Source organism: Arthrobacter tumbae, from assembly GCF_016907495.1.
In the GTDB taxonomy this organism is placed as follows: Bacteria; Actinomycetota; Actinomycetes; order Actinomycetales; family Micrococcaceae; genus Arthrobacter_D; species Arthrobacter_D tumbae.
In genome coordinates this window covers 1,072,575-1,092,425 of the sequence record NZ_JAFBCC010000001.1, presented here as the reverse complement: position 1 = coordinate 1,092,425, position 19,851 = coordinate 1,072,575, and the positions used below count along the sequence as shown (strand labels likewise).

General features: G+C 66.1%; 22 protein-coding genes. 10 read left to right on the top strand and 12 right to left on the bottom strand.

The genetic code is table 11. The annotated features are described in order from the left end of the window. Window positions 1-302 precede the first annotated feature (302 nt). The 3 genes from JOD47_RS05210 to JOD47_RS05200 all read right to left on the bottom strand — a co-directional run bounded on the left by JOD47_RS05210 (window position 303) and on the right by JOD47_RS05200 (window position 3,444). A complete protein-coding gene (locus tag JOD47_RS05210; RefSeq protein ID WP_204532613.1) occupies window positions 303-1,754 on the bottom strand; it encodes an MFS transporter in 1,452 nt (483 codons plus the stop codon). 32 nt (window positions 1,755-1,786) lie between these two features. Then, window positions 1,787-2,665 carry a TPM domain-containing protein gene (locus JOD47_RS05205; RefSeq protein WP_204532610.1) on the bottom strand — a complete coding sequence of 293 codons (879 nt, stop codon included), beginning with the start codon at window positions 2,663-2,665 and terminating at the stop codon, window positions 1,787-1,789. Window positions 2,666-2,778: 113 nt separating this feature from the next. Continuing rightward, complete coding sequence (locus tag JOD47_RS05200; protein ID WP_204532608.1) at window positions 2,779-3,444, bottom strand: SDR family NAD(P)-dependent oxidoreductase; 666 nt, start codon at window positions 3,442-3,444, stop codon at window positions 2,779-2,781. 91 nt (window positions 3,445-3,535) lie between these two features. Here JOD47_RS05200 and JOD47_RS05195 point away from each other — a divergent pair, with 91 nt between their 5' ends. Beyond that, window positions 3,536-4,534: an acetamidase/formamidase family protein gene (locus JOD47_RS05195; protein ID WP_204532606.1), complete on the top strand. Its 999-nt coding sequence runs from the start codon at window positions 3,536-3,538 to the stop codon at window positions 4,532-4,534. A 20-nt stretch (window positions 4,535-4,554) separates the two neighbouring features. Beyond that, window positions 4,555-5,328, top strand: a complete 774-nt coding sequence (locus JOD47_RS05190; protein ID WP_204532604.1) for an SDR family NAD(P)-dependent oxidoreductase — start codon at window positions 4,555-4,557, stop codon at window positions 5,326-5,328. On the opposite strand, the gene JOD47_RS05185 is transcribed toward JOD47_RS05190, so the two are convergent. Then, the gene (locus JOD47_RS05185; RefSeq protein ID WP_275577905.1) at window positions 5,325-5,921 is read right to left on the bottom strand and encodes a class I SAM-dependent methyltransferase; all 597 of its coding nucleotides are present in this window, start codon (window positions 5,919-5,921) and stop codon (window positions 5,325-5,327) included. The two genes, JOD47_RS05190 and JOD47_RS05185, sit on opposite strands and share 4 nt — an antisense overlap. A 207-nt stretch (window positions 5,922-6,128) precedes the next feature. Here JOD47_RS05185 and JOD47_RS05180 point away from each other — a divergent pair, with 207 nt between their 5' ends. After that, window positions 6,129-7,517 carry a dihydrolipoyl dehydrogenase family protein gene (locus JOD47_RS05180; RefSeq protein WP_204532602.1) on the top strand — a complete coding sequence of 463 codons (1,389 nt, stop codon included), beginning with the start codon at window positions 6,129-6,131 and terminating at the stop codon, window positions 7,515-7,517. Window positions 7,518-7,534: 17 nt separating this feature from the next. Here JOD47_RS05180 and JOD47_RS05175 read toward each other — a convergent pair whose 3' ends face one another. Next, window positions 7,535-8,161, bottom strand: a complete 627-nt coding sequence (locus tag JOD47_RS05175) for a CDP-alcohol phosphatidyltransferase family protein (protein WP_204532600.1) — start codon at window positions 8,159-8,161, stop codon at window positions 7,535-7,537. Continuing rightward, window positions 8,154-8,831, bottom strand: coding sequence for a TVP38/TMEM64 family protein (locus JOD47_RS05170; RefSeq protein WP_204532599.1), 678 nt, complete (start codon window positions 8,829-8,831; stop codon window positions 8,154-8,156). Before JOD47_RS05170 ends, JOD47_RS05175 begins: the two co-directional genes overlap by 8 nt. A 98-nt stretch (window positions 8,832-8,929) precedes the next feature. Here JOD47_RS05170 and JOD47_RS05165 point away from each other — a divergent pair, with 98 nt between their 5' ends. The 7 genes from JOD47_RS05165 (at window position 8,930) to JOD47_RS05140 (ending at window position 14,691) form a co-directional block, all read left to right on the top strand. After that, window positions 8,930-10,183 (top strand): ABC transporter substrate-binding protein, encoded by a 1,254-nt coding sequence (locus JOD47_RS05165; RefSeq protein WP_204532598.1) that lies wholly within the window; start codon window positions 8,930-8,932, stop codon window positions 10,181-10,183. Further along, the gene (locus JOD47_RS05160) at window positions 10,129-11,013 is read left to right on the top strand and encodes an ABC transporter permease subunit (RefSeq protein ID WP_204532597.1); all 885 of its coding nucleotides are present in this window, start codon (window positions 10,129-10,131) and stop codon (window positions 11,011-11,013) included. The genes JOD47_RS05165 and JOD47_RS05160 overlap by 55 nt, the downstream gene beginning before the upstream one ends. Next, window positions 11,013-11,825: an ABC transporter permease gene (locus JOD47_RS05155; RefSeq protein WP_204532596.1), complete on the top strand. Its 813-nt coding sequence runs from the start codon at window positions 11,013-11,015 to the stop codon at window positions 11,823-11,825. The genes JOD47_RS05160 and JOD47_RS05155 overlap by 1 nt, the downstream gene beginning before the upstream one ends. After that, window positions 11,822-12,919, top strand: coding sequence for an ABC transporter ATP-binding protein (locus JOD47_RS05150; protein WP_204532595.1), 1,098 nt, complete (start codon window positions 11,822-11,824; stop codon window positions 12,917-12,919). The genes JOD47_RS05155 and JOD47_RS05150 overlap by 4 nt, the downstream gene beginning before the upstream one ends. Before the next feature lie 122 nt (window positions 12,920-13,041). After that, on the top strand, window positions 13,042-14,334 hold the full coding sequence (locus tag JOD47_RS05145; RefSeq protein ID WP_204532594.1) for a hypothetical protein: 1,293 nt from the start codon (window positions 13,042-13,044) through the stop codon (window positions 14,332-14,334). Further along, entirely contained in the window at window positions 14,322-14,444 is a 123-nt protein-coding gene (locus JOD47_RS17640) for a hypothetical protein (RefSeq protein ID WP_275577873.1), read from the top strand. Before JOD47_RS05145 ends, JOD47_RS17640 begins: the two co-directional genes overlap by 13 nt. A 61-nt stretch (window positions 14,445-14,505) precedes the next feature. Continuing rightward, window positions 14,506-14,691, top strand: coding sequence for a PspC domain-containing protein (locus JOD47_RS05140; protein ID WP_204532593.1), 186 nt, complete (start codon window positions 14,506-14,508; stop codon window positions 14,689-14,691). A gap of 21 nt (window positions 14,692-14,712) precedes the next feature. Here JOD47_RS05140 and JOD47_RS05135 read toward each other — a convergent pair whose 3' ends face one another. The 6 genes from JOD47_RS05135 to JOD47_RS05110 form a co-directional block, all read right to left on the bottom strand. Beyond that, entirely contained in the window at window positions 14,713-15,159 is a 447-nt protein-coding gene (locus JOD47_RS05135; RefSeq protein WP_204532592.1) for a hypothetical protein, read from the bottom strand. Window positions 15,160-15,296: 137 nt separating this feature from the next. Beyond that, entirely contained in the window at window positions 15,297-16,988 is a 1,692-nt protein-coding gene (locus tag JOD47_RS05130) for a DUF885 domain-containing protein (RefSeq protein ID WP_204532591.1), read from the bottom strand. 54 nt (window positions 16,989-17,042) lie between these two features. Next, entirely contained in the window at window positions 17,043-18,410 is a 1,368-nt protein-coding gene (locus tag JOD47_RS05125; RefSeq protein WP_204532590.1) for an aldehyde dehydrogenase family protein, read from the bottom strand. After that, window positions 18,407-19,258, bottom strand: a complete 852-nt coding sequence (locus JOD47_RS05120) for an SDR family NAD(P)-dependent oxidoreductase (protein ID WP_204532589.1) — start codon at window positions 19,256-19,258, stop codon at window positions 18,407-18,409. Before JOD47_RS05120 ends, JOD47_RS05125 begins: the two co-directional genes overlap by 4 nt. Window positions 19,259-19,309: 51 nt before the next feature. Beyond that, on the bottom strand, window positions 19,310-19,570 hold the full coding sequence (locus tag JOD47_RS05115) for a Txe/YoeB family addiction module toxin (RefSeq protein ID WP_204532588.1): 261 nt from the start codon (window positions 19,568-19,570) through the stop codon (window positions 19,310-19,312). Continuing rightward, the gene (locus JOD47_RS05110; RefSeq protein WP_204532587.1) at window positions 19,567-19,818 is read right to left on the bottom strand and encodes a type II toxin-antitoxin system Phd/YefM family antitoxin; all 252 of its coding nucleotides are present in this window, start codon (window positions 19,816-19,818) and stop codon (window positions 19,567-19,569) included. Before JOD47_RS05110 ends, JOD47_RS05115 begins: the two co-directional genes overlap by 4 nt. Window positions 19,819-19,851 lie beyond the last annotated feature (33 nt).

The following is a 19,851-nucleotide window of genomic DNA, read 5'->3' as shown; positions in this document are numbered from 1 at the left end:
CAGGCGTCCCCTTCAGTTCCCCGGACTGGAGTCCGTGCATCCAGTCTGTGACTGGGGTAGACCGCCTGGGCCCGCCGCCGACTCGTTAAATGCCGATCTTATCGGATCGGTTTTCAGGCCAGTTACACTCACCGGCCATTGGCCGAACCGCACCGGCCGGTGACAAATGGATTCGAGACGCCGGCGAGGGTGTCAGTTTCCGAAGTGGCGTCTCGAATCGTCCGCTCGGTCGCAGCACTGTCCCGGGTCAAAGCGCTATCGGCCGGGTGGCGTTCTGCAACTCATTCGCCGCGAGTATGAAATCAGACAGCGTCGCGATGAGAACGCAGTGCCTGCTCCGCTGGCGTCTCAGCGGCTGACTGTGCATAGGACGCCGAAACGCGGCGGTAGACCGGAGTCAGGAAGGCCAGGAGAGCGGCGGCGATGAGGACGATCCCTGCGAACAGGAAGATCAGCGCAATGCCGCGGGAGGTGCCCTCGCCGAGGAGCGGGGCCAGTTGCGCGGCTCCCTCCGCTGAACGGGCGTAGGGGATGATCCAGACTTCGGCGATCGGCGCGATGAGGAACGCGGTGATCGGCGCTGCGCCCGCCTCGAACGCCATGGCGAGCCCGAACACCCGCCCCTGGCGCGGCAGCGGCACCACGCGCTGAATCACCGTCTGCTCGGCGGCCTCGATGAACGGGATGAGCACCAGGTACAGCCAGATCCCGGCGATGTAGAGCCACGCCCACTCGCGGATGGTGAAGACCGCGCCGATCACCCCCATAATGACGACGGCGATGAGCATAGTGCGCAGCGGATTGGCGCCGAGGCCGAACTTGCCGATCAAAGCGCCGCCCACAATGAACCCGGTCGCACCGAGCGCGAAGTAGATTCCCCACAGCTCAACGGGGAACAGTTCCAGTCCGTAGGGGTCCATCAACGCCATATAGACGCCGCCCACGAAGTTGTTGAACGTGGAGAACAGGATCAGCGCAAACAGCCCGGTGATGGCCATGACGGCGGCCCAGGAGCCGCGCAGGTCGAAGCTGCCGTGCGCGTCCGTGGCGGCGGCGCGCACTTCCTCGGGCATGCGTAGGGTGAGCAGGTGCGCGAAGGCAAGCGCTGTCAGAAGCAGGGCGACGACGATCGTCCACCCCATGCCGAGCAGCCCGACCGACAAGCCGGAGAGCACCGAGGTGATGATGAACATCAGCCCCTGCACCATCCCTACCAGTCCGTTGGCGTTGGCCCGCCGGTCCGGCTCGATCAGGATGGTGACCGTGGTGGACAGTGCGATGTTGCGCAGGTTCTCGACCACGGCGCCGATCAGGATGATCAGCGTGAAGACCCAGAACCACGGCTGCGTCAGATCCAGCAGGCTGGCCTCCGGCGTGTAGAGGAACATCACCCCGGAGAGCAGGAACATCCCCAGGGTGAAGGCGCCGGCGAACCGCATGAACGCGAGTTTGCGGTAGCGGTCCACGAACGTACCGAAGCTGATGCTCGACAGGGCGATCAACAGCATGTAGGCGCCGCCGATCACTCCGGTGGCGATCACGTTTCGCGTTTCCAGGTAGGCCCAGAACGTCAGGGCGAACCAGAGGTAGCTGGTGGTGATGTTCGCGACGCCGGTGTTGATGAGGATGCCCCAGAAGGTGCGGGACCGTTCCTCCGGACTGCGCAGCGAGGTGTCGACGGCGTCGCTGTCCGTCACGTCGCTGTCCTGGGTAACCGCAGCGGCCCCCTGAGGGGCCGGATCCTGCCCGGTCATGCGCCTCAGTTTACTCGCAGGCTCCGAGTCCGCTAGTAGCTTCCGGAGGCCCCGCCGCCGGTGAAGCCGCCGCCGCTATTGAAGGACGAGCCGGAGGCGTTCCCGCTGCTGCCACCCGAGTAGAGCGCAGGGTTGGCGATGTAAAGGGGCAGCCACATGGCGGGGTTCGTGACGGCGTCGTCCTTGCGGTGGTTGTACCGGTACTTCCGGTACGCCTCGCGCTGCTCATCGGTGAGGCGCAGGTTCGGATCGCTCTCCTCCGCGGCGCGGATTTCGTCGTCGGCAATACGACGGCGACGGCGGCTGTCCCGCACGATGACAGCCGCCACAACGCCGAAAAGGGCCACCATACCGCCGACGATCGAGGCTGGGAGAACCCAGGCGAAGGGATCGCTGGGCGGCTCCTGTCCGTCCGCGTACAGGTAGATCTGCTCGACGGCCTCGGTGAGGCCCTGCGCGTACTCCTCGTCGGCGAAGGCGGGTTCGAGGACATCCTCGACAACGTCTTCCGCCTCGTCGTCGGAGAACTGTTCCCGCACGCCGTCGGCTGTTTCGACGCGAAGTTCCCGCTCTGCGGTGTCGGCGACGATGAGCACGCCGTTGTCCGCGCCGTCGTCGCCAACGCCCCACGCGGTGGCGACTTCACGCGCATAGTCCTCGATGGATCCGCCGGCGTTCTCGACGGTCAGGACGGCCACCCGGGCGGCGTTTGTGCTGCGGTTCGAATTCTCGATGAGCGTGTTGAGCTGCTGTTCCTGCTGATCGGTGAGCACCTCGGCGGCGTCCAGGACGTTGCCCTGGGTGGGCGGCGCGGGCGCAGCTGCGGGTTCGCCGCCGCAGCCGGTCAGAACGAGCAGCATCATGGCCGCAGCCGCCGCTGCGGCCAAACTCCGTACATGTGTGCGCGTCATGAATTCCCCTGTTGCATCCCACTGTGAATTGGACGCGTCCATCGTCTCAACACATAGAAGAGAGAATCGACCGTCAAAGGGATGATTTTGGGGCCGGTTGCACCATTCGCCCGCTAGTCTTCACTGACCTGGTGTCGGAAGCGGTCCCGCTTGGTGTGAAGGTCCCACAGGATGCCGGCGAGAACGTCCGGGTCCTTCTCGGGGTCGCCCTCAACGATTCGCCCGCCGATGATCAGCTGCGAGACCTGAATGCCTTCTTCGCCCAGGACCTCGTTGAGGAGTTCGGCGTAGGCGGCCTGGCCGGCGAAAGCCACCGAGGTGCCGGTTACGTTGCGGCCGGGCTTCACTGCGGAGCCACCGTTCACAAAGAGGATGGTGCCGCGGTTCTCGCCGAGGAATCGCATACCCGGTACCACCTGGTGTACGGCGGCGACCGGACCATAAATCGAGAATTCAATGGGGCCAACCAGATCGGCCGGAGTGGTCTCCAGCACCGGACGCATAAAGTCCTTCTGCGGCAGCGGGCTGTACTGCAGCACCTCAATAGGGCCGAGGGTTTCCGTGACCTGCTCCAGCGCCTTGGCTATGGAATCCGGATCCCGCACATCTGCGGCGAACCCCTTTGCATTGATCCCATCCTTCGCCAGTTCGTCGGCCAGCGCGTCAAGACGCCCCTGATGCCGCGAGATGAGTCCAACGTCGTAGCCCTCCTTGCCGAATCGCCGCGCAACGGCGGCTCCGAGACCTTGTCCTGCTCCGATGATCGCAATAGTTGTCATACTTCATGCAAGGACCAAGGCTGGTTGAGTATTCCGAACACTGGTTGGAGACGGTCTTGTAGGCCTGTGGCACCCGGCATAGCATCCAGTCATGGAGATCGTCGAGTACAGGCCGTCGCGTGACCAGCTCGTCTATACCTTCGGCGGCGCTCCGCCTGCGATGACGGTCCAGCCCGGAACGGTCCTCAAGCTCTGGTCCGAGGACGCCTTCAACCACGCGCTCACCTCCGTCGAGGATCTCTCCAGCGAGAAGGTGGACCTGCGCTTCGTCAACCCGCAGACCGGACCCTTCTATGTTGAGGGCGCTGAACCGGGAGACACACTCGTCCTCCACATCGTCGACCTGACGCCCGCCCGGACGTGGGGCGCTTCAGCCACCATCCCGTTCTTCGGCGGCCTGACCAGTACCGACCGCACCGCACTCCTGCAGGAACCGCTGCCCGACATCACCTGGATCTACCACCTCGATACCGAGCGGAACACCGTAGGGTTCGAATCCCGCTTCGGTGACTTCCAGGTACAGCTGCCGCTGGAGCCGATGCTCGGCACCGTCGGTGTTGCCCCGCCCGGGGGAGAAGTGCGTTCTTCCCTGGTGCCCGAGCGGTTCGGCGGCAACATGGATTCCCCTGAGGTCAAAGCGGGCTCAACCATCTATCTCGGCGTGAATGTCGAGGGTGCGCTCTTCTCCATCGGCGACGGTCACTACCGGCAGGGCGAGGGCGAGGCCTGTGGCACCGCCGTCGAGGGCGCAATGGATTCCACCATCATGGTGGAACTGATCAAGGGCGGAGCTCCGGCCTGGCCGCGCATCGAAACGGACACCCACTGGATGGCGATCGGCTCGTCCCGCCCCATGGAGGATTCGTGGCGGATCGGCCAACTCGAGATGGTGCGCTGGTTCGGCGAACTCTTCGGCCTCCACGCCATGGATGCCTACCAGCTCCTCACCCAGACGGCGCAGGCTCCCATTGCCAACGCCGTTGACGCGAACTACAGCGTGGTCGTGAAAGCGGCCAAATCGCTGTTCCCGACAGCCAACGCCTACGACGGCGTCCACACCGACCTGCGAAACCGCAGCGCCGGAATCTAGGCACCGAGAAGGGACTGAAGATGGATCTGCAGCTCAACGGGCTGACCGCCCTGGTCACCGGAGGCACCAAGGGAATTGGCCGGGCGATTGTGGAAACCTTCGCGGCAGAGGGCGCCAACGTTGCCTTCTGTGCCAGAAACGCCGACGACGTCGCGGCCACCCAGCAAGCGGTGGGCACCGACCTTGGGGTGGGCTCCGACACCGTGGTGGGCACCGCCGTCGACGTCGGTGATGGGCGAGCCGTGGCACGTTGGGTGAGCGATGCTGCGACGAGGTTCGGCGGCATCGACATGGTGGTCAGCAATGTGAGTGCGCTGGCGATCCCCGATACCGAGGAGAACTGGGAAGCCTCGTTGAATGTGGATCTTATGGGCACCGTGCGCCTGGTCAAGGCGGCGCTGCCTCACCTTGAGCAGAGCAAGTCTCCGTCCATCACTGCCATCTCGAGTGTCTCCGGGCGGGAAGTGGACTTCGCGTCCGGACCGTACGGCACGGTGAAGTCAGCGATCATCGCGTACATCGCCGGCCTGGCCTTTCAGCTTGCCGAACAGGGGATCCGCGCCAATACCGTTTCGCCGGGTAACACCTACCATGCCGGTGGTGTGTGGGAGCAGATCGAGCAGGGGAATCCGGAGCTGTTCAGCATGGCGATGGGACTTAATCCGACGCATCGGATGGGAACGCCGCGGGAGATTGCCGACACCGTGGTGTTCATCGCCAGCCCCCGGTCCAGCCGGACCACAGGCGCCAATGTGCTCGTGGACGGTGGGCTGAGCCGGGGCATCCAGTTCTAGGTCGTTCCCACCCGGATCTGCAAGTGACCGCCGCGGGCTGACGAGCTGGCGACGTCGTTGCAGTCCCGCTCCACAGCGGTCCACGGGTGCGCGTCGATGTCTGCTCCGCCGAGGCGGCAGGCAAGCAGGGCAAGCGGCGTCAGCACCGAATAGCGGCCAACCGGCCGCTGCATATCGACGACGCCGGTCCGCCCTCCCGGCTTGAGCAGCCTCCTCATGTTCAACCAGCTCCGTTCCCAATCGGGCATCAACGACAGCGCGTAGGTCGCCAGCACGGCGTCGGAGAGTGCACGCCCGCCCGCGGCGGTGATGGAAACCGCGACCTCCGCGGGGGTCAGCGAGGTGGCGTCAGCCTCAATGAGAATGACGTTCTGCCAGCCGCTGCGTTCGGCGCGCCGCCGAGCCTGCTTCAGCATCGCGGCGCTTCGGTCAATCCCCACGATGGTCCCTGATGGGGAGATCTTCTCCTGCAGCAGCGGGAAGTTGAGGCCGGTCCCGCAACCGATGTCCATCACCTGATCCCCGGCGGCAAGACGAAGCAGGTCGATGCCGCGCCGGCGGCCAGCACGGTAGACGGGCGCTTCAGCGGACAGGACGTCATACAGCGGAGCGAAAGTGGTGTACTTCTCGATGCCGAACCTCTTCTTTGTTCGCGGCGCTGTCCCAGCTCAAGCTATCGGGGCTGCCAGCGCGTCGACGGTGTCCTGAATTACAGACTACGACGGCGATGCCCGCCACCGTAGGCTGGTGCACACGGCGTCGATTCAAGCCGCACCGATTCGAGAAAGTGGGCTGAACGCATGGCTGATCCGGTTGATCTCCTGGTTCTTGGGGGTGGAACGGCGGGCATCGTCGGCTCGAAGACAGCAGCCCGGCTCGGCGAGCGTACCGTCCTGGTCGAGTCCGGTCGCACGGGCGGGGATTGCCTGTGGACCGGGTGCGTGCCTTCCAAGACCCTGCTGTCCGCTGGGAAGGACGCCGCAGAAGGGCATACCGATACCGGTTTCGAGCAGGCACGGGAACGGATCGCCGCCTCGATCAAGGCCATCGAGCCGGAGGACTCACCGGAATCCCTGGAGGCGGCCGGAGTGTCGGTCATCAGCGGATCCGTCCGGTTCACGGGCGCTGGGGAGGCGGAGGTGGGCGGCAAGCGGATCAGCTTCCGCCAGGCGTTGATCGCGACCGGCAGTTTCCCCACCGTTCCGCCCATTCCCGGACTGGATGATGCCCGGACGGTCACGTCCGAGACTGTCTGGGACCTCAAGGAAATGCCCGGCCGGATGGTGATTGTCGGCGGAGGTCCGATCGCCTGCGAGCTCGGCCAGGCGTTCGCCCGCCTCGGTTCGCGGGTGACCATCCTCGCGGGCTCGGGCATTCTGTCGAAGGAGACCCGGAAAGCTGCGGCGCTGGTCCGCACTGCCCTCGCGGCGGACGGTGTGGTGGTTGCCGAAAACGAGTCCGCCGAGCACGTTGAGACCGCACCGGGCGGTGGCTCCACCGTGCACACCTCACGCGGCAACCGGTTCAGCGCCGACGTCATCCTCGTCGCCGCCGGCCGCACCGCGCGCACCGAAGGCCTGGGCCTGGACGCAGTTGACGTGGAGTGCGACGACAAGGGCCAGATCCTCGTGGACTCCGCCATGCGCACGTCGAATAAGTCCATCTGGGCGGCCGGGGACGTGACCCAGAACCCGAAGTTCACGCATCTGGCCGGCGTCCATGCCAGCACCGCGGCGTCCAACGCCATCCTCGGGCTGCACCGGTCCGTCAGCGCAATCATCCCACGGGTCACCTTCACCTCACCCGAGGTGGCGGCGGTCGGAGTGACCGAGGCATCGACCCCGGGGCAGACGCTGTCCACCGTCGACCTGTCCACCACCGACCGCGCCATCACGGAGGGCTCACCGGCAGGTTTCGCGCAGCTGGTCATCGGCAAACGCGGACGCATCCTCGGCGGCACGATCGTTGGCCCCCGCGCCGGGGAGTCCCTCGGCGAACTGACCCTCGCGGTGGAGCAGGGCATGAGCACCCGACAGCTGGCCGGAGTTACCCACCCGTACCCCACCTATAACGACGCCGTCTGGAATGCCGCCATTTCCCACGCTCAGTCGTCGTTGGACTCGCCAGCGGTCAAGGCGGCGGTGCGCCTGCTTTCCGTCGTCGCCCGCCTGCGGAACGGACGCCGGTGATCCTGCCGGCGGACGCCTCAGCGCAGCGCCCGGAACCCGGCAACGACGCGCTGGCCGGCGCTCACCGACACCAGCACAGCCCACACCAGCGCGATATGACCGGCAAATGCCGGGAATATCAGCCACAGGCTGTGTACGACGACGGTCTCCGCACCTTCCGCGAGGCCGCCCAGGAAGGACAGCGAGCGTCCGTCGTCGAGCTGTCTCCCGTTGCGCTCGGCGATGGAGGAGAAGGCGAGGAACACGCTGCCGTTGATGTAGTACGCGAACAGGACCAGCAGGAAGGGCAACCAGCCGGCGTCGTACGCGGCAGTGGCCCCGACCGCCACACCGACCACCGTCGCCCCGTACACGATGAAGTCCGCTGAGATGTCCCAGAATCCGCCCTGTCCGGCATCCGTCTGCCCGGTCCGGGCCGACCGCAGCCGCGCCAGCGGACCGTCCAGGCCGTCGGCCAGGCGGCACAGCAGCCACGCAATCAGCGCCGGCACCCAGAGCTGCCCGGCAGTGAGCGCCGCGCTGGCGAGCCCCAGTACCAGGTTGAGCGACGTGAGCCGGTTGGGCGTGATCCACGGGACGTCGAGGCGCTTTGCCGTCCAGTCGAGCGCTGGCGCAAGCGCGGGCCGGAGCCGGGAATCAAACATCGGTCCGGGTGTCCTTCCGTCGCGCCCGGACGGCGTACACCACGCCGAGGAGAGTCAGGAGCCCCAGTGCCGCGACGGCGAGCTGCGCCTGCCACCCCAGTTCGAATCCGTAGGCGCCCAGCGCAAGGAAGCTGATCGTTCCAGGCAGGATGCCGAGCGCCGTGCCGAGGAAGTAGGGCCGCCAGCCCACAGAGGTGAGGCCCGCGGAGTAGTTGATGGCGGTGAAGGGCAGCACGGGCACCAGCCGCACCCCGATGATCGCCGCGAAACCGCGCCGGCGCAGCACCTCGTCCACCTTCGCGACGCGCGTGCCGGTGAAGCGCTCCACCGCTTCCCGGCCCAGGACACGGCCCAGCCAGAACGCCGCGGTGGCGCCGAGCATCGCGGCGACGTAGACGATAGCCAGTCCGGCGCCGAAGCCGAACAGCACCCCGGCCGCGATGGACAGGATGTTCTTGGGAACCGGCGCGAGGGTCAGCGCCGCGTAGCCGACCACGAAAGCCACCGGTCCCCACCAGCCGGCCGAGTCCACCATGGCTCGCAGGTCTTCCACCGGTGGAATCGGCACCAGCAGCACAACCGCAGCCATTGCGGCAACGAAGATCAGAAGGAGGAACGCCCGCCTGAGTGCCCTGGGGAAGCGCTCGCGCCGGCCAACTTCCTCCGCCATGTACACCGCCGTCCGTTCCTCGCTCCCGCCCCTGAGCGGGGCACGCATCGAGCATACGCCGAACCCGTCAGCCCGGAATCCGAGGATCAGAAGAGCCCATGAACCGCCCAGCAACCCGCTTCCCCCGCCGCGCTGTGGTCCCGTTTGCCCTGGCTTCGGCGCTGCTACTGCCCTCCTGCGGAGCGCCTGCCGGTCAGTCAGACGGGCAGGACGAATTCTCGAGCTTCGACGAGGTGCTGGAGGCAGCCGAGGGCCAGACCGTGGACCTCTGGATGTATGGCGGAGACGAGCAGGGCAACGCCTACGTGGATGAAACCCTGGCGCCTGCGGCGGAGGAACTCGGCATCACGCTGCGCCGGGTGCCCGTGGCGGATACGGCCGATGCGCTGAACCGTGTGCTCAGCGAACAGCAGGCGGGGCGGAACGACGGATCGGTCGACCTGGTCTGGGCGAACGGAGCCGTCTTCAGTACCGGCAAGCAGGCCGGCGCGTGGCGCTGTGACTGGACCGGGATGCTTCCGAACATGGAGTACACGGACCCCGAGGACCCGCTGCTGACCAACGATTTCGGGACGCCGGTCGACGGGTGTGAAGCGCCCTGGCACAAGGCGCAGTTCTCCTACTTCTACAACTCGGAAACCGTGGCTGAGCCGCCCACCAGCCTGGCAGGACTGCTCGACTGGGCCGAAGCCAACCCAGGACGCTTCACCTACCCTGCGCCGCCGGACTTCACGGGCAGCGTTTTCCTCCGGGAAGTGCTGATTACGACGGCGGGCGGCCCGGAGGAGGTCCCCCTCACCTACAGCGAGGAGGCCTTCGACGAGCATGCGCCGGCAGCCCTCGACGCCCTGGAAACCCTCGAGCCCTCGTTGTGGCGCGAGGGAGCCACGTATCCGCGCGACGAGCAGGCCCTCAACGAGCTGTTTGCCAACGGTGAAGTGGATTTCGGGATGACGTACGGCCCGGCGCGGCTGACGGACCTGGTGGCCTCCGGTGCCTTTCCGCCGTCCACGCAGGTCCTCACGTTCGACGAGGGCACGGTGGGGAACGCCAGCTTCCTGGCTGTGCCGGCCAACGCGGCGGACGCCGCCGGCGCCATGGCGGTGGCGAACCTCGCGCTGTCCCCTGAGCAGCAGGCCGCCAAGGCCGGCCCCGAGGTGTGGGGCCAGTTTCCGGTCCTCGACCGGGAGCGCCTCAACGCAGAACAGCAGGCCCTGTTCGACGCCCTGCCCGATTCCCCCGTGGTGCCGCCCTATGAGGAACTCTCCCGGAACTCCCATGGCGAGCTGGGATCCGCGTGGGTAACCGAGCTCGACGACGCGTGGCGCCGATCGGTCGCCGGCGGGGAATGACTGCCCGGTCCAGGGCGCTGCTCACCGCTGCGCCCGCCGTCCTGCCGGTGCTGGTGGTCCTGGGTGGCGCGCTGACCGCCGCCCTGCTGCAGAGCGTGGGGCTCCTTCCGTTCATCGGCGAACCGCGCTTCAGTACCGCCGCGTGGGATGCCGACGGGGAGTTGCTGCTGGCCACCGGCGTCTCCGTCTACATTGCTGCGGCGTCAACGGTGCTGTCCGTCGTCGTCGGCTTCCTGATCGCGGCCTACGTGCTGACCTCAGGGTTCAGCGGACGGGTGCTGGCGGTGCTCAGCGCCGCGTCGATTCCGATTCCGCACCTCGTCGCGTCCGGCGCCATGGGGCTGCTGCTGTCCGACGCCGGCTTTCTGGCCCGGGTCCTGGTCCTGCCCGCCGGCTTTCCGGAACTCGTGGGGAACCGGTGGTGGGGTGCGGTGATCCTTGAGTTCGGATGGAAGGAATCGGCGTTCGTGGCGCTGGTCCTGATCGGCAGCATGGCCCGGCAGGCGACCGGATTTTCGGAAGCTGCGGCCACCCTCGGAGCATCAGCGCGGCAACGGATCCTGCATGTGCTCCTTCCCCTGGCGCGGCCGGCCCTGACGGTGTCCGCGATCGTCGTGTTCGTCTACACCCTGGGCTCGTATGAGGCGCCCTGGCTGCTGGGACCGGTGGTACCCGAGGCGCTGCCGGTGCGCGCCGTCCGGCTGTTCGGTTCCATCGACCTCACCGCGCGGCCGGAAGCCATGGCAACAGCGCTGGTGTCCGTCGTCGTCGGGTTCGTGGCGATCGGCGCCGGCGTGCTGGTGCTTCGCAGGCTGAAGGGATGGCGCTGATGCAGCTGTCCCCACCGGCGCAGCTTCCTGCCCGCACTGGCACCCGCGCCGCAAGGCCGCTTCTCGGCGGACTGCTGTTCCTCTGGATCCTGCTGCCGGTGGTTCCGCTGCTCCTGTGGTCGGTGGCAGCGCAGTGGCGGGCGCCGGACATCCTGCCCGCCGAGTTCTCGGCCGCCGGGCTCCGTGCCCTGTGGTCAGCGGAGGTACTGGTGGCGACCGGGGCGTCCCTGGCCCTCGGACTCAGTGTCGCCGTGCCCGCGACCGCCCTCGGGCTGCTCGCGGCGTTCGCGTTGCGGCGGCTGCCCGCCGCCTGGGCGCGGACGGCAGAGGTGATCCTCCTGGCGCCGCTGGCCATTCCGCCGTTTGCGCTGGTGATGGGATCGAACGTCCTGCTGCTGGGCGCGCGGGTGCCGGCTTTCCCCGCGGTGGTCCTGGTGCTCACCGTGACCGCACTGCCCTACACCGTCTTCATGTTCCGTTCCGCGCTCGCCGCCTATGAGGACCAGTTCGACGAGGTGGCACGCACGCTCGGCGCGGGTACCCGCCGCATCGTGACGCGAGTGCGGTTACCACTGCTGGCTCGCGCCACCGCGCGGGCAGCCTTCCTCGCCTTCCTGGTGGGCTGGAGCGATTACATCACGACCCTGCTGGTCGGCGGCGGACAGCTTCTCACGCTCCCGCTGGTGCTGGCTCCGGCGGCCTCGGCGACCGGGAATGAGCAGATCACCGCGGCGCTCTCGCTCGCTATGATCGTGCCACCGCTGCTGTTGTTGGCATTGTTCGCGGTATCGAAACCGAGGAGGCGCCGATGAGCTCCAGCGTGGCCTTCGACCGGGTGTCCCGGGTGTTCGGGCAGACGGAAGTCCTGCGGGACGTATCGCTGACCGTGCCGGCGCGGACCTGCGTGGCGCTGCTCGGGGCGTCGGGCAGCGGCAAGTCGACGCTGTTGCGGATCGCCGCCGGACTGGATGCGCCGTCGGGCGGTTCGGTGCTCGTGGACGGGGAGGATGTCGGTGGGGTGCCGGCCGAAAAGCGGGGTATCGCCGTCGTCTTCCAGAAGCCGCTGCTGTTTCCGCACCTGACGGTGGTGGACAACGTCGCGTTTTCCGCGCGCATGGCCGGCCTGCCGAAGCGGGATGCGCGCTCGCAGGCGCGGGAGTTCCTGGAACTGGTCCAGCTCGGCGATTTTGCGCGGCGGATGCCGGGTGAGCTGTCGGGCGGGCAGGAACAGCGGGTGTCGCTGGCGCGTGCCCTGGCCGCCAACCCGCGCATCCTCCTCCTTGACGAGCCGTTCAGTTCCCTCGACTCCCGGTTGCGGGATGACATGTATGAGCTGATGGGGAAGATCCGGGCGGAGCTCGAGCCGACAATAGTGCTGGTGACCCATGACCGGCGGGAAGCATCGGTGCTCGCGGACTCCATCGCTGTCCTTGATGGCGGAACCATCCTCCAGCACGGCACCGTCCCGGAGCTGCACTACCAACCGGCCGGCCGCGCCGTGAACCGCATCATGGGCGGGCTCAATGAGGTCCCAGGGACGGTGGCGGGCGGCTTCCATACCTCGGTGCTGGGGCGCATCGCCGTCCAGCCGGGTGTGCCGGAAGGCCCTGCCCTGCTCGTTGTGCGCCAGGAAGCGGTGCAGCTTTCGCTGCACAGGGATCCCGACGACGACGGCGGCACCGCCGCTGGTGCGGTCGACGCCATTGGTGATGGTCCGGCCGCCACCGGTGTGGTTGGTGACGTGAAGTCGATGGGTGCCCACCTGCTGGTGATGGTCTATCTGGAATCCGCGGACGGCAGCGGGGCAAGTGTCGCCGTCGAGCTGGCGGGTGCGCCGTCCCTTCGTCCGGGTGACCGCGTGGCAGTGTCGGTTCCTGCCGGTCAGGGCTGGGTAGTGACGGGCTGAACCGGCCTCCACTGGTCTTGTCCACGGGGTTCCATCCCGTGTGTCAGGGCGCGTAGAGTCGCCAGCATGTGCGCCGGGCGCGACGCTTTCCCCGGCCGACGGTTCCGATGGGAAGGACGGCAATGTTGCCGCTTGTAGAAGTCCTTAAGCAGGTGGAGCTCGCAACGCGCCCCATCCATCCCGAGTCTCGTGCCGCATTGGACGCCCGCTGGTTGGGCCTGCCTGAGCATGTGAAGACGCAGAACCAGTTGCTGGGCCGCTGTGCGCTTGGGTGCGAGGGAACCCATGGCGTCTTTCCGAAGTGCAACCTCACCTGCACGCCCTGTTATCACTCGGCTGACGCCAACCATGTACGGATAGACGGACTCCATACCGTTCGTGAAGTGACGCGGCAGATGGAGTACCTCAGGAGCGTGCGCGGGCCGCGGGCGCATGCGCAGCTCATTGGCGGGGAAGTCAGCCTGCTTCCGCCGGACGATCACGCTGCGGCCCTGGCGGCGATGCGTGCCAATGGCCGGGAACCGATGTCGATGACGCACGGGGATTTCGATTACGAGTACCTTCTGGCTGTTGTGCTCGGCCCCGATGGCAAGCCACGATTCGACAGGGTCTCCTTCGCGGCGCATTTCGATTCCCTGATGCGCGGCAGGCGTGGCGCGGTCCGACCGCGGAACGAAGCCGAACTGGACCCGTTCCGGCTGAAGTTCGCCGAGATGTTCGCTGATCTGCGGCGTGAGCACGGCGTTGCTTCCTATCTGGCGCACAACATGACCGTGACGCCGTCGAACCTTGATGAGGTGGCGGACGTGACACGGGCGGTGCTCGCGATGCCGTACGACATGTTGTCGTTCCAGCCGGCGGCCTACATCGGGGATGACCGCCGCTGGAAGGAGGATTTCACCGACGTCGGCATTGACCGGGTTTGGGAGAAGATCGAGGAAGGCGCCGGCCAGAAACTTCCGTGGCAAGGGACCCAGTTCGGGGATCCCCGGTGCAACCGCTATACCGCGGGCCTATCGGCGGGCGGCACGTTCACGGTCCTTGTTGATCCGGAAAATCCAGCCGACCTCGCCGCGCGGGACACTCTGCTGTCCCATCACGGAGGGATGATTCTGGGCGATCACAGCACGCTCATCCGGGCGGCGAAGATTGTGCGGGCGGTGCTGCGCCATCCCGGGGATGTCCGGATTCTGGCGGGAGTGGGGCGGCGGATGGTGCGCAGAGCGGGCGGGGCTCGTGCCCTCTGGCGGGCCTGGCGGAGCAATTCCCTCGGGGTGAAGTCATTCGTTGTCCACAACTTCATGGATGCGGAGGTGGTGGCGCCGGCCTGGGCGCTGATGCAGCAGGGGAAGACCAGTGATGATCCGGCTGTGCGCGCAACCCAGGACGGCTGGAGGCCTGCATGTATACGATGAGCCATCCGGAGACGGGTCAGCTGATACCGGCGTGTGCGCAGCATTCGGTGCTGGATCCGGTGGCCAACGTCGAACTGCGCCGGCTGTTGCCGTTGCGGGTGCGGGGCTGAGGCCCTTTCCGCCATCTTCCCAGGGTTTCCTCCGGACCATGAGCGGCGTAGAGTCGCCCGCATGGCTGGCACACTGACACGTCCCCGTAGCGGCAAACTCATCGCAGGAGTCTGCGCGGCTCTCGCATCCGGTTTCGGTCTGCCCAAGTGGCTCGTCCGGATCGGATTCATCATCTTCGGGCTGGTGGGCATCGGCGAGCTGGTCTACATCATTCTGTGGATTGTGCTGCCCAAGTCCGACCGCTGATTACGGTTGCCGCTTAGCGGTTCACACTTGAGAGGCACGCTGGCCGCTGTCGGTTGCGCGCATGGCCGTGGCATCCAATTTGGCTGCGCGCCAGAGGTTGATCGCCAGCAGGATGGTCACCGGCGTCCAGATGGCGCGCTCTACCCGTGAAGGCGAGGCCGCGTTCAGTATGGTTCCCACCGCCATCAGGGCACTCGTGCCGTACATGAACCGGGAGCGGATCGATGTAGGTGCCAGGCGTGTTCCCGCGACGCCTGCCAGTCCCGTATAGATCGCAGCAGCGACGGCGCTGCTGATGCGAAGATTTTGCGGCAGGACGCCCGAATGGGCACCTCCGTATGCTGCTCTGCCCCACGGCGCGCCCGCAGCCAGGAGCATCTGGAAGCAGCCGACAACCACCAGCAGAGTCGCTGCGAATTTGCCTTCTCGGCTGGCGGAACGATGTTCTTCTTTGCTGCTGCGGATCATGGGAGTTCCTTACGTAGTGGCAAGCACATCCGGTTATTCAGAGTGCGACTGGCGCAAGTGGGATGGTTGAGGCATCCGCCCCCTTGATGGGCAGATACAGCACCATTATGGCTGGATCTTCCGCTGGTAGATCACCGCTAGAACCCGGGAAGTAAGGCCCGGCGCAGGGTATCCAGGCCCACCGATCCCAGGTTCAGTGCTTCAGTGTGGAAGGCACGGAGATCGAATGTATCGCCGTCGGTCTGCTGGCGGATAGCGCGGATTTCTTGCCAGACCCGCTGCCCTACCTTGTAGGACGACGCCTGGCCCGGCCATCCGAGGTAGCGGGTGAACTCAAACTCGAGCGCTCCCTCGGAAATATCGAGGTGCCGGGTAAGGAACTCGTAGCCTTTCTCTGGGGTCCAGGTCCCGCTGCCCCACTGCTCGGGAACGTCCAGCTCGAGGTGCACCCCGAGATCGAAGACAACCCGGGCTGCGCGCATCCGCTGCATGTCCAGCATCCCCATATAGTCACCGGGATCAGCGAGATAGCCCAGCTCCAGCATCAACCGTTCGGCATACAGTGCCCAGCCCTCGCCGTGGCCGGAGACCCAACAGGCGTGGCGCCGCCAGTTGTTCAGCAGCTCCCTCTGGTAGGTCGCCGTTCCATACTGCAGGTGATGCCCGGGCACCCCCTCGTGGTAAACGGTGCTGGTTTCGGCCCAGGTGGTGAACTCGTCCTCGCCGGGCGGGATGGACCACCACATACGCCCGGGGCGGCTGAAGTCATCGGAGGGAACGGAGTAGTAGATCACGCCCTCCTGGGTGGGCGCGATCATGCATTCCAGGCGGTCCATGGGTGCCGGAATGTCGAAGTGCACCCCGGCGAGGTCAGCCAGGGCCTGGTCCGCTGTAGCCTGCATCCATTCCTTCAGGGCAGCGGAGCCCTTGAGCTGACGGGCGGGGTCCGCGTTCAGGATCGCCTTGACTTCCTCGATCGTGGCGCCGGGCTTGATCCGGCCGGCCACCTCCACCTGTTCGGCAATCAGCCGGTCGAGCTCAGCCACTGCCCAGGCATAGGTTTCGTCGAGGTTGACGGCGGCGCCCAGGAAGCGCCGCGAGCACAGCTCGTAGTAGGCGCGCCCGACGGCGTCTTTCTCCGGCGCTGTCGGCAGCAGTTCGGTTTCGAGGAAATCCGCGAAATCTACGTACGCTGCTGCGGCGCCTGCTGCGCCGCGTTCGAGCCGGCTCCGGGTCCCGGCGTCGAGTTCGTTGTCCTTGATCTCCGCCTCCGCTGCCAGGGACTTGAAGTAGCCGTTGTCTTTGGCATGCTCGCGCGATTGCCAGACGACGGCGTTGATTTGCCGGGCAGCCGCGACGTGGCCTTCATCGCGGCTCTTTCGCAGTGAGGCAATATACCCGTCCAGGGCGCCACTCACATTTTCGAGTCTTTCGGCGATGCGCTCCCAGTCTTCGGCCGTCTCTGTGGGCATGAGATCGAAGACGTTCCGGATCAGCTGGGACGGGCACTCAATGTTGTTCAGTTCGGTGATACCGGTGGCGAGGAACTCCAGTTCCAGACCCAACCGCTCACGCATGGCGTCCAGAGTCACTCCGTCGACGTCGTCGACCGGGTTGAGGTCTTCCAGCCTGGCTAGTGTCTTCTGAATCGCCTGTGCAAAGACCTGATGTCCGGCGGGGGAGTAGTCGAAGAACCCGCTGCCGTAAGCCGGGATCCCGAGGGCGGCGGCAAGCTCCGGCTTGAGCCCCAGCAGCTTCAGGAAGAAGGCGTCCGCGACGTCGTCAATGGCGGTCCGGGCGCGCCGAACGGGGGCCAGGGCATCGGTCATGGCCCCACACTATCCATTTTCCGGAGCCGGACGAAGCATGGTCAGGGGCGTATCTCAGAGCAACTTTCGCAACAGTTTCCGTTTGAGCGCACCGAAGGGCGGGTAGGCAAGCCGGAGGGTGTCCACCGCCGTCGGCTTGGAAAAGACCGGCTGTAGGTGGCTGAACGTGTCGAAGGACTGGCGGCCGTGGTAGCTGCCGGTCCCGCTTGGGCCCACACCACCGAAGGGCAGCCCGGGCACCGCGAGTTGGATGGTGCAGACGTTGTGCGCAATGCCGCCGGCCTGCACTTTCTCCGTGAACGCGCGAAGGTGCTCGTCCTGATCGCTGAACAGGTAGGCCGCAAGCGGATGCGGGCGCTCGCCGATGAAGCGGATTGCGTCGTCGAGGTCCTCCACTTCGAGGATCGGCAGCAGCGGGCCGAAGATTTCCTCCTGCATGAGCGGTGAGGCCGGGTCGACGTCGCGCAGGATGGTTGGCTCGATGTACCGCTCGGAGCGCTCGTGCCGTCCACCCGCGACAATGGTGCCGTCGCCCAGAAGCTTCACCAGCCGGTCGAAGTGGTGTTCGTTGATGATCCGCCCATAGTCGCCGGACGTCTGCGGATCGTTGCCATAGAACTCCCGGACGGCGTCCGAAAGTGCCAGCGCCAGCGCGGGGGCGGCAGCCGGCGTCGTTAATATGTAGTCCGGTGCCACGCACGTCTGGGCCGCGTTCATGAATTTGCCGTAGGCAATGCGCCGGGCTGCGGCCTTGAGGTCACCACCGACGACGACGGCGGGAGACTTCCCTCCCAGCTCCAGCGTCACCGGGGTGAGGTGCTCAGCGGCGGCTTTCATGACGATTTTGCCGACGCGTTCCCCGCCGGTGTAGAAGATGTGGTCGAAGGGCTGGACGATGAGATCTGTGCTGACGTCCGCTCCGCCTTCCACGACGGTCACGGCCGACCGGTCGAGGTACTGCGGGACGAGCTCGGCGAGCACACTGGAGGTGGCCAGCGCGAGCTCGCTGGGCTTGAGGACCGCCGTATTGCCGGCGGCCAGGGCACCGACCAGCGGCGCGAGGACCAGCTGCAGCGGGTAGTTCCAGGGCCCGATGATGAGCACGGTGCCGAGCGGCCGGGGCTGGGTCCACGCCTTGGCCGGTTGCAGGCCGAGCGGCACGGCGACCTTTGCCGGCGCCATCCAGCGGTCCAGGTGCATCAGCGCGTAGTCGGTCTCCGCACGGACTACGGCGATCTCGGAGATGAAGGCTTCCGTGCGGCTCTTGCCCAGGTCCTTTTCGAGGGCGTCGGTGAGTGTGTCTTCGCGTTCGGTGAGCAGGCGCAGGAGGGCCTCAAGCTGTCCGCGGCGCCATTCGACGGGTCGAGTGGCTCCGGTGTGGAAGTACTGCTTGTGGTCTGCGAGCAGGTCGGCGGCGCTCATCGCGTGGTTTCCTCCTTGGCTGCGGTGGTTGGGCGTCCGGTGAAGTGGTCCATTGAGCTGTAGACCTTGAAGACCCGGCTGGCTATGACGTCCCAGGCTGGTTGCGGCAGGACGTTGCGGAGGGTTCCGGCGAGCTGCACGGTCCAGGGGAGTTGGACGCGTGCTTTGCCCGCCAACGTTGCGCGCCAGGCTTTGTCCACCACGTATTCGGGTTCCATGAGCGGAGTCAGCAGCGGCCCGCGGGCACCTTCGAACATACCGGTCTTGATGTAGCTAGGGATGAGGGTGGTGACGGCGATGGGGTGGCCGGTGGAAGCGAGCTCGAGGCGCAGGGAATCGCTCCAGCCGATGACGGCCCATTTCGATGCCGCGTACACGCTCATGCGCGGGACGGAGAGTGTGCCGGACGCGGAGGCTACGTTCAGGATCCGCGCGGGTGTTCCGCGTTCCATCATCGCGGGCAGGAACGCGCGGGTGACGTGCATCGGTCCGCCGGTGTTGATCTGGAGCGTGAGGTCGATGTCCGCGTGGTGATCGTGTTCCCAGAAGTACTTGCCGCGCACAATTCCGGCGTTGTTGATGAGCACATCCGGTGTACCGACGTCGTTCAGGACGGACTTTGCAGCGGCGGTAATGGACTCGACGGAGCCAACATCGACCACGTTGGTGTGGACCGTCGTCGTGCTTGAGGCAAGGCTCGCGGCGACGCTCTCGAGGGCGGTTTCGTTGATATCCCAGAGCACGACAGCGGCTGCCCCTTCACTGACGGCGCGTTCGGCGTAGAGCTTCCCGATGCCCATTCCCGCGCCGGTGATCAGGACGGTGCGTCCGCGGATAGTGAATGCCAAGGCAGGTTCCTCTCGGATGATGGCCCAGCGGCCAGCGTGCAGCGGTGTGGATCAGTAGTGGTCGCGGGCCTGTAACACGACGATATGCGTATCAGTCACGAGGTAGACGAGGCGGTGTGCCTCATCGATTCGTCTGGACCAGGCTCCGGACAGGATGTGCTTGAGTGGCTCGGGTTTGCCAGTGCCGGTGAACGGGTCGCGCAAGACATCCTGAATCAGCAGATTGATTCGCTTCAGCGTCTTTCTGTCCTGGCCTTGCCAGTAGGTGTAGTCTTCCCACCCGTTCCGGTCGAATGCGAGCTGTCGGCTCACGCGTCATGGAGTTCGTGAGTCTCGAACTCCCCGCGTCGGGCACGTTCCAGGGATGCGAGCAGCCGCTCAGCACCTTTCGTATGCCTCAACAGGTACGCAGTTTCGGTGATCGCGTCGTAATCGTCCTTGGACATGATGACGGCGTTACCGTGCTTTGACACGACCTCGACCGGAGCATGGTCCTCGTTGACCTGCTGAATGAGCCCGAACAGGTTGCGTCGAGCTTCTGTTGCAGTGATTGCGGACATCGGGAACCCCTTTGTAGTGGTACATGAAAGCGT